The sequence below is a fragment of the Pseudomonas sp. HC1(2025) genome (assembly GCF_058742075.1).
This window is the reverse complement of record NZ_CP196017.1, coordinates 5843897-5851496: the sequence shown is the minus strand read 5'-3', so window position 1 is coordinate 5851496 and position 7600 is coordinate 5843897. Positions and strand designations below refer to the sequence as shown.

Annotated in this window: 7 protein-coding genes; all 7 read left to right on the top strand. The window is 56.6% G+C overall.

Annotated features, from left to right (window positions below; genetic code table 11):
* Positions 1-585: 585 nt before the first annotated feature.
* The 7 genes from rpmH to rsmG all read left to right on the top strand — a co-directional run bounded on the left by rpmH (position 586) and on the right by rsmG (position 7599).
* On the top strand, positions 586-720 hold the full coding sequence (gene rpmH / locus ACSSVH_RS26460; RefSeq protein WP_003213577.1) for a 50S ribosomal protein L34: 135 nt from the start codon (positions 586-588) through the stop codon (positions 718-720).
* Between the two features lie 16 nt (positions 721-736).
* Entirely contained in the window at positions 737-1141 is a 405-nt protein-coding gene (gene rnpA, locus ACSSVH_RS26455) for a ribonuclease P protein component (RefSeq protein WP_308936377.1), read from the top strand.
* Complete coding sequence (gene yidD, locus ACSSVH_RS26450; protein ID WP_010465488.1) at positions 1134-1379, top strand: membrane protein insertion efficiency factor YidD; 246 nt, start codon at positions 1134-1136, stop codon at positions 1377-1379. The genes rnpA and yidD overlap by 8 nt, the downstream gene beginning before the upstream one ends.
* A 2-nt stretch (positions 1380-1381) precedes the next feature.
* Complete coding sequence (gene yidC, locus ACSSVH_RS26445) at positions 1382-3064, top strand: membrane protein insertase YidC (protein WP_032857171.1); 1683 nt, start codon at positions 1382-1384, stop codon at positions 3062-3064.
* A 79-nt stretch (positions 3065-3143) separates the two neighbouring features.
* Positions 3144-4514 carry a tRNA uridine-5-carboxymethylaminomethyl(34) synthesis GTPase MnmE gene (gene mnmE, locus ACSSVH_RS26440; protein WP_492633911.1) on the top strand — a complete coding sequence of 457 codons (1371 nt, stop codon included), beginning with the start codon at positions 3144-3146 and terminating at the stop codon, positions 4512-4514.
* Positions 4515-5065: 551 nt separating this feature from the next.
* A complete protein-coding gene (mnmG, locus tag ACSSVH_RS26435) occupies positions 5066-6958 on the top strand; it encodes a tRNA uridine-5-carboxymethylaminomethyl(34) synthesis enzyme MnmG (protein ID WP_170042010.1) in 1893 nt (630 codons plus the stop codon).
* Positions 6955-7599: a 16S rRNA (guanine(527)-N(7))-methyltransferase RsmG gene (gene rsmG, locus ACSSVH_RS26430; RefSeq protein ID WP_492633910.1), complete on the top strand. Its 645-nt coding sequence runs from the start codon at positions 6955-6957 to the stop codon at positions 7597-7599. The genes mnmG and rsmG overlap by 4 nt, the downstream gene beginning before the upstream one ends.
* The last annotated feature ends 1 nt before the right edge of the window (position 7600 follow it).

Genomic DNA, 7600 nt, shown 5'->3' with positions numbered 1-7600 from the left:
GGATATCCCCTAAGTTGAAAGCCGGTGAGGCAAAAACAGCCGCCATTGTAGCGGCGAGCGGCCCACTTATCCACATGTAGGTTGCTCACAGGCCGCCAAGAATCAATGCCTTAACCGTAAAAAAGGCGACAAATGGTCTGTGCATAAGCTCTGTGGATAAGCGCCCCTAAGCTCGTTGTACAAGTGGGGTCGAAAGTCTGTGGGTAACTGGCCTGTGGATAAGTACCCATTCCACACACAGCTTATCCGATAGCGCAGCACAGGCAGAGCACCGTTTCTCCCCCGTGTTGTCATTCTCTGTACAGCACGTGGAATATGGCCTCAAGGTAGTTATCCACAGAAGATCGCGTGCCTAGCTTTTATAAGCTTTACAGAAAAGCTTTAAATAACTTCCTTCTTTATTTTTATATCTATGGCATTGCCCGTCAAAGTCGAACCGCCCGGAATCGGTCTCGATGCCCTCAGATATCTAATTGAAGGAATAGCTGGTTGGAAATTGACCTAGAGGCTTGCTTTCTCTAGAATCCCCGGTCTCTTAAAACGGGGGCCATTCCGGCCCGTTGTGGACGAACCAGGTAACACGCCATGAAACGTACTTTCCAACCAAGCACCATCAAACGCGCCCGTACCCACGGTTTCCGTGCTCGCATGGCTACCAAGAACGGCCGTGCTGTCCTGTCGCGTCGCCGCGCCAAAGGTCGTGCGCGTCTGGCAGTTTGATAATCCGGTACTGGTGGTGAGTCAGGACTTCAGTCGGGAAAAGCGTCTGCTAACCCCCCGGCACTTCAAGGCAGTCTTTGACTCCCCCACCGGCAAGGTTCCGGGGAAAAATCTCCTGCTCCTTGCGCGTAACAACGATCTGGATCACCCCCGTCTCGGGTTGGTGATCGGCAAGAAGAGCGTAAAGCTCTCCGTTGAGCGCAATCGCCTCAAGCGTCTGATGCGCGAATCGTTTCGCCTCCACCAGGAGACTCTGGTTGGTTGGGATATTGTTATCGTCGCGCGCAAAGGCTTGGGGGACGTAGAAAACCCCGAATTGATTCAGCATTTCGGCAAGCTCTGGAAACGTTTGGCTCGCACCAGCAAGCCGACCCCAGCAGTCAGCCCCGAAACTGTAGGGGTAGACAGCACTGATGCGTAAACTGGCCCTCGTTCCGATCCAGTTTTACCGTTATGCCATTAGTCCGCTGATGGCCAGCCACTGTCGTTTCTACCCCAGTTGTTCCTGCTACGCGTATGAAGCCATAGAAAATCATGGCCTTCTGCGCGGTGGCTGGCTGACCTTTCGTCGTTTAGGTCGCTGTCATCCGTGGAATCCCGGTGGTTATGACCCGGTTCCGCCTATCCCTACCTCCCGTTCTTCTTCGATGGCCGAGTAATCATGGATATTAAACGCACGATCCTGATCGTCGCCCTGGCAATCGTGTCCTACGTTATGGTTCTGAAATGGAACCAGGACTATGGCCAGGCTGCCCTGCCGACTCAGAATGTTGCTACCAATCAGTCTGCTCCTGCTATTGCAGATGCACCGTTGGGTAACAATGCTTCCGCCAGTGCCGATGTACCCAGCGCGAATGCCGATACCAGCACCCCTGTAGATAACGCGGTCATCACCAATAAAGACCTCATCCACGTCAAGACGGATGTGTTGGACCTGGCGATCGATCCACAGGGCGGCGATATCGCCCAGCTGAAATTGCCACTGTACCCACGTCGCCAAGACCATCCGGATGTTCCATTCCAGTTGTTCGATAACGGTGGCGAGCGTGTTTATCTGGCACAAAGCGGCCTGACTGGCACTGATGGCCCTGATGCTCGTGCTACCGGTCGTCCGGTTTATTCGACCGAACAGAAGACTTATCAACTGGCTGATGGCCAAAACCAGTTGAACGTCGACCTGAAATTCAGTCACGACGGCGTCAATTACATCAAGCGCTTCAGCTTCACGCGCGGTTTGTACGATCTGAAAGTCACCTACCTGATCGATAACACCAGCGAAAAGGCCTGGACTGGCAACCTGTTTGCCCAGCTCAAGCGTGATGGCAGTTCCGATCCATCTTCCAGCACTGCCACCGGCACCGCGACTTACCTGGGCGCCGCCCTGTGGACAAGTAACGAGCCGTACAAAAAAGTGTCGATGAAAGACATCGACAAGGGCGCGCTGAAAGAAACGGTCCAAGGTGGTTGGGTAGCCTGGCTGCAACACTACTTTGTAACCGCGTGGATCCCGAATAAGGGCGAAGCCAACCTGGTCCAGACCCGCAAGGACAACCAGGGTAACTACATCATTGGTTTCACTGGCCCGGCGTTGACCGTTGCACCAGGTGCCAAGGCTGAAACCAGCGCCACCCTGTATGCCGGCCCGAAAAGCCAGGCGGTACTCAAGGAGTTATCCCCAGGTCTGGAACTGACTGTGGATTACGGCATCCTGTGGTTCATTGCCCAGCCAATCTTCTGGTTGCTGCAACATATCCACAGCATCGTCGGTAACTGGGGCTGGTCGATCATCTTCCTGACCATGCTGATCAAAGGGATTTTCTTCCCTCTGTCGGCCGCCAGCTACAAGTCGATGGCCCGTATGCGCGCCGTTGCGCCGAAACTGGCTGCACTCAAAGAGCAACATGGCGACGACCGGCAGAAAATGTCGCAAGCCATGATGGAGCTGTACAAGAAAGAGAAGATCAACCCGCTGGGTGGATGCTTGCCGATTCTGGTACAGATGCCGGTGTTCCTGTCGCTGTACTGGGTACTCCTGGAAAGCGTGGAAATGCGCCAGGCGCCGTTCATGCTGTGGATAACTGACCTGTCGATCAAAGACCCGTTCTTTATCCTGCCGATCATCATGGGCGCAACCATGTTCATCCAGCAGCGTCTGAACCCGACGCCTCCGGATCCGATGCAGGCCAAGGTAATGAAAATGATGCCAATCATCTTCACCTTCTTCTTCCTGTGGTTCCCAGCTGGTCTGGTTCTGTACTGGGTGGTCAACAACGTGTTGTCGATCTCTCAACAGTGGTACATCACACGTAAGATCGAAGCGGCTGCCAAAAAAGCCGAGGCGTAACTTACTCTGTGGATAACCACTCAAGACGCCCCCTCGTGGGGCGTTTTGCATTCTGTCACTTTTGTCTGGGAAACCGCTGATGAGCGCTCCTCGTGAAACCATCGCTGCCGTCGCCACCGCTCAAGGCCGGGGCGGTGTCGGCATCGTTCGTATTTCCGGGCCACTTGCCGGCATTGCCGCCCAAGCGATCAGCGGCCGCGAGCTCAAGCCCCGGTATGCGCATTACGGGCCATTTTTCGGCGAGGATCTTGAGGTACTGGATGAGGGCCTGGCCCTGTATTTCCCGGGCCCAAACTCTTTCACCGGTGAGGATGTGCTGGAACTGCAAGGCCATGGCGGGCCTATCGTCCTCGACATGCTGCTACAGCGCTGCCTGCAGTTGGGCTGCCGTCTGGCGCGGCCTGGTGAGTTCAGCGAGCGCGCGTTTCTCAACGACAAGCTCGACCTGGCCCAGGCCGAGGCGATTGCCGACCTGATCGAGGCCAGTTCTGCACAGGCGGCGCGCAATGCCTTGCGCTCGTTGCAGGGGGCATTTTCCCTGCGTGTGCATAACCTCACCGAGCAATTGATCAGTTTGCGCATCTATGTCGAGGCGGCAATCGATTTTCCGGAAGAAGAAATCGACTTTCTTGCCGATGGCCATGTCCTGGCCATGCTCGATAAGGTGCGAGACGAGTTATCCACAGTTTTGAAGGAAGCCGGGCAGGGCGCATTGCTGCGCGATGGCATGACGGTGGTGATTGCCGGCCGGCCCAACGCCGGCAAGTCCAGCTTGCTCAACGCCCTGGCGGGGCGTGAAGCGGCGATTGTCACCGAAATTGCCGGCACCACCCGGGATATCCTGCGCGAACATATCCACATTGATGGCATGCCGCTGCACGTGGTCGATACCGCCGGTTTGCGTGACACCGATGACCAGGTGGAAAAAATCGGCGTGCAACGGGCGCTCAAGGCCATCGGGGAAGCCGATCGGGTGTTGCTGGTGGTGGATGCCACCGCGCCAGAGGCCGTGGATCCTTTTGCCCTGTGGCCGGAGTTCCTTGAGCAACGGCCGGACCCGGCCAAGGTCACGCTGATTCGCAACAAGGCAGACCTCACGGGTGAGGCGATTGCCCTGGAGGTCAGCGACGATGGCCATGTCACCATCAGCCTCAGCGCCAAGTCTACCGGCGATGGCCTGGAACTGCTGCGCGATCATCTCAAGGCCTGCATGGGCTATGAACAGACTTCGGAAAGCAGCTTCAGTGCGCGTCGCCGCCACCTTGAGGCGTTGCGCCATGCCAGTGCCGCCCTTGAGCATGGCCGGGCGCAGCTGACCCTGGCAGGTGCTGGTGAGCTTCTGGCTGAGGATTTGCGCCAGGCACAGCAGCTTCTGGGGGAGATTACCGGGGCATTCAGTTCCGATGACCTGCTCGGCAGGATCTTTTCCAGTTTCTGCATCGGTAAATAACCCTTCGTAGTTCACAGACAGGCCATTGGTGCCTGTCTGTTTTGTCCGTATCAGGACACTCCTGCGTATTTTCTGACAATAACCTCGCCCCGAGGTGGCCTTGCCGTGGGCGAAATTTGCCGCGGCTGATGCTTTTCTGTGGATTAAGCCCTGTGAATAACCGCCCCTGTGCCCAGTTGATAACAGGGCTTGAAACCTGAGTAAAAACCCCTCTGTGGATAACCACCTGTTTAATCCACAGGCTTAAAGCACTTATCCAAGGGCCTCACTGGCACCTAACCACAGACTTTTGAATCTCTGTACAGTACGTAAATAAAGGGCTATAGAGATCTATCCACAGAAAGTAGGCTCAGTAGAAATAAACATAAAAACAAAGATTTAATAAATTTCTCTCTTTTAATTTCTATTGTCTGTGATTCATCCACAGCTGGTTAAATTTTGTGCAAAGGGTTCTTTAGGAACGGCTAAGTCCCTATACTTGCCGCCATAGCTCTAAAACTCTTTCAACAAACAATTCCTGATTACCTACATAAGCAGGCACGAGGTGCGTGGTGGATTTCCCTTCCCGTTTTGAAGTGATCGTCATCGGCGGCGGTCATGCCGGTACCGAGGCAGCACTGGCGTCAGCCCGCATGGGGGTCAAAACCCTGTTGCTGACGCACAACGTGGAAACCCTCGGTGCCATGAGTTGCAACCCCGCCATTGGTGGGATCGGCAAAAGCCATCTGGTCAAGGAAATCGACGCCCTTGGCGGTGTGATGGCCATGGCTACCGACAAGGGTGGTATTCAATTTCGCGTGCTCAACAGCCGCAAAGGCCCGGCGGTGCGTGCTACTCGGGCACAAGCCGATCGCATCCTGTACAAGGCCGCGGTGCGCGAAACCCTGGAAAACCAGGCCAACCTGTGGATATTTCAACAGGCCGCAGATGACCTGATCGTCGAACAGGACCAGGTGCGCGGTGTTGTTACGCAAATGGGCCTGCGTTTCTTCGCAGAATCCGTGGTGTTGACCACTGGTACCTTCCTCGGTGGACTTATCCACATCGGGATGCAGAACTATTCCGGCGGCCGCGCCGGCGATCCGCCGTCCATCGCCCTGGCTCATCGCCTGCGCGAACTGCCACTGCGTGTCGGCCGCCTGAAAACCGGGACCCCACCACGTATCGACGGGCGTTCTGTGGATTTCTCGGTGATGACCGAACAGGCCGGGGATACGCCGATTCCGGTGATGTCGTTCATGGGTTCCAAGGAGCAGCACCCCAAGCAGGTGAGCTGCTGGATTACCCACACCAACGCGCGCACTCACGAAATCATCGCTGCCAACCTTGATCGTTCGCCGATGTACTCGGGCGTGATCGAAGGCATTGGCCCGCGTTATTGCCCATCGATCGAGGACAAGATCCACCGCTTTGCCGACAAGGAAAGCCACCAGGTCTTCATCGAGCCGGAGGGTTTGACTACCCACGAGCTGTACCCGAACGGAATTTCCACTTCCCTGCCGTTCGACGTGCAGATCCAGATCGTGCAGTCGATTCGCGGCATGGAAAACGCCCACATCGTGCGCCCCGGCTACGCCATCGAGTACGACTACTTCGATCCGCGGGACTTGAAATACAGTCTGGAAACCAAAGTGATCGGCGGTCTGTTCTTCGCTGGGCAAATCAACGGCACCACCGGTTACGAAGAGGCCGGCGCCCAGGGTTTGCTGGCCGGGACCAACGCTGCATTGCGCGCCCAGGGCAAAGACAGCTGGTGCCCGCGTCGCGATGAAGCGTACATCGGGGTGTTGGTCGACGACCTGATTACCCTGGGTACCCAGGAACCGTACCGGATGTTCACTTCCCGGGCCGAATATCGCCTGATCCTGCGCGAAGACAACGCCGACCTGCGCCTGACCGAAAAAGGTCGCGAGCTGGGCCTGGTCGATGACGCGCGTTGGGCAGCGTTCTGCAAAAAACGCGAAAGCATCGAACTGGAAGAGCAGCGCCTGAAAAGTACCTGGGTCCGCCCGGGCACCGAGCAGGGCGATGCCATTGCCGAAAAATTCGGCACGCCGCTGACCCACGAATACAACCTGTTGAACCTGCTGTCCCGCCCGGAAATCGATTACGCTGGTCTAGTCTCGGTAACCGGCGGCGGCGCAGAAGATCCACAGGTGGCCGAGCAGGTCGAAATCAAGACCAAATACGCCGGTTACATTGACCGCCAGCAGGATGAGATCGCCCGGCTGCGCGCCAGTGAAGACACCAAGCTGCCTGTGGATATCGATTACACCGGGATTTCCGGGTTGTCCAAAGAGATTCAAAGCAAGCTGGGGATAACTCGTCCCGAGACGTTGGGCCAGGCTTCCCGTATCCCGGGCGTCACCCCGGCAGCCATTTCGCTGTTGATGATTCATTTGAAAAAACGCGGCGCGGGCCGTCAGTTGGAGCAAAGCGCTTGAGTTCGTTGGTCACCTCGCAACACGCCGAAGAGTTATCCACAGGTGCACGCCAGTTGGGCGTGGACCTGACCGCAGCCCAGCACGAGTTGCTGTTGGGCTACCTGGCCCTGTTGATCAAGTGGAACAAGGCCTACAACCTCACTGCGGTGCGCAATCCGGACGAAATGGTTTCGCGGCATCTGCTCGACAGCTTGAGCGTGATGCCCTTCATCGAAAACGGCCGCTGGCTGGACGTTGGCAGTGGCGGTGGCATGCCTGGCATCCCGCTGGCGATCCTGTTTCCCGAGTCGCAAGTGACTTGCCTGGACAGCAACGGCAAGAAAACCCGCTTCCTGACCCAGGTCAAACTCGAACTCAAGCTGGACAACCTGCAAGTTATCCACAGCCGCGTCGAAGCCTTCACGCCTGAACTGCCTTTCAATGGAATTGTTTCCAGGGCCTTCAGCAGCATGGAGAACTTCAGCAACTGGACCCGCCACCTGGGCGACCTGAACACCCGTTGGCTGGCAATGAAGGGCGTTCATCCAAGCGACGAGCTGTTAGCATTGCCGGCAGACTTCCACCTCGATAGCGAACACGCCTTGGCCGTACCCGGTTGCCAAGGCCAACGCCATCTGCTGATACTGCGCCGCACGGCATGAT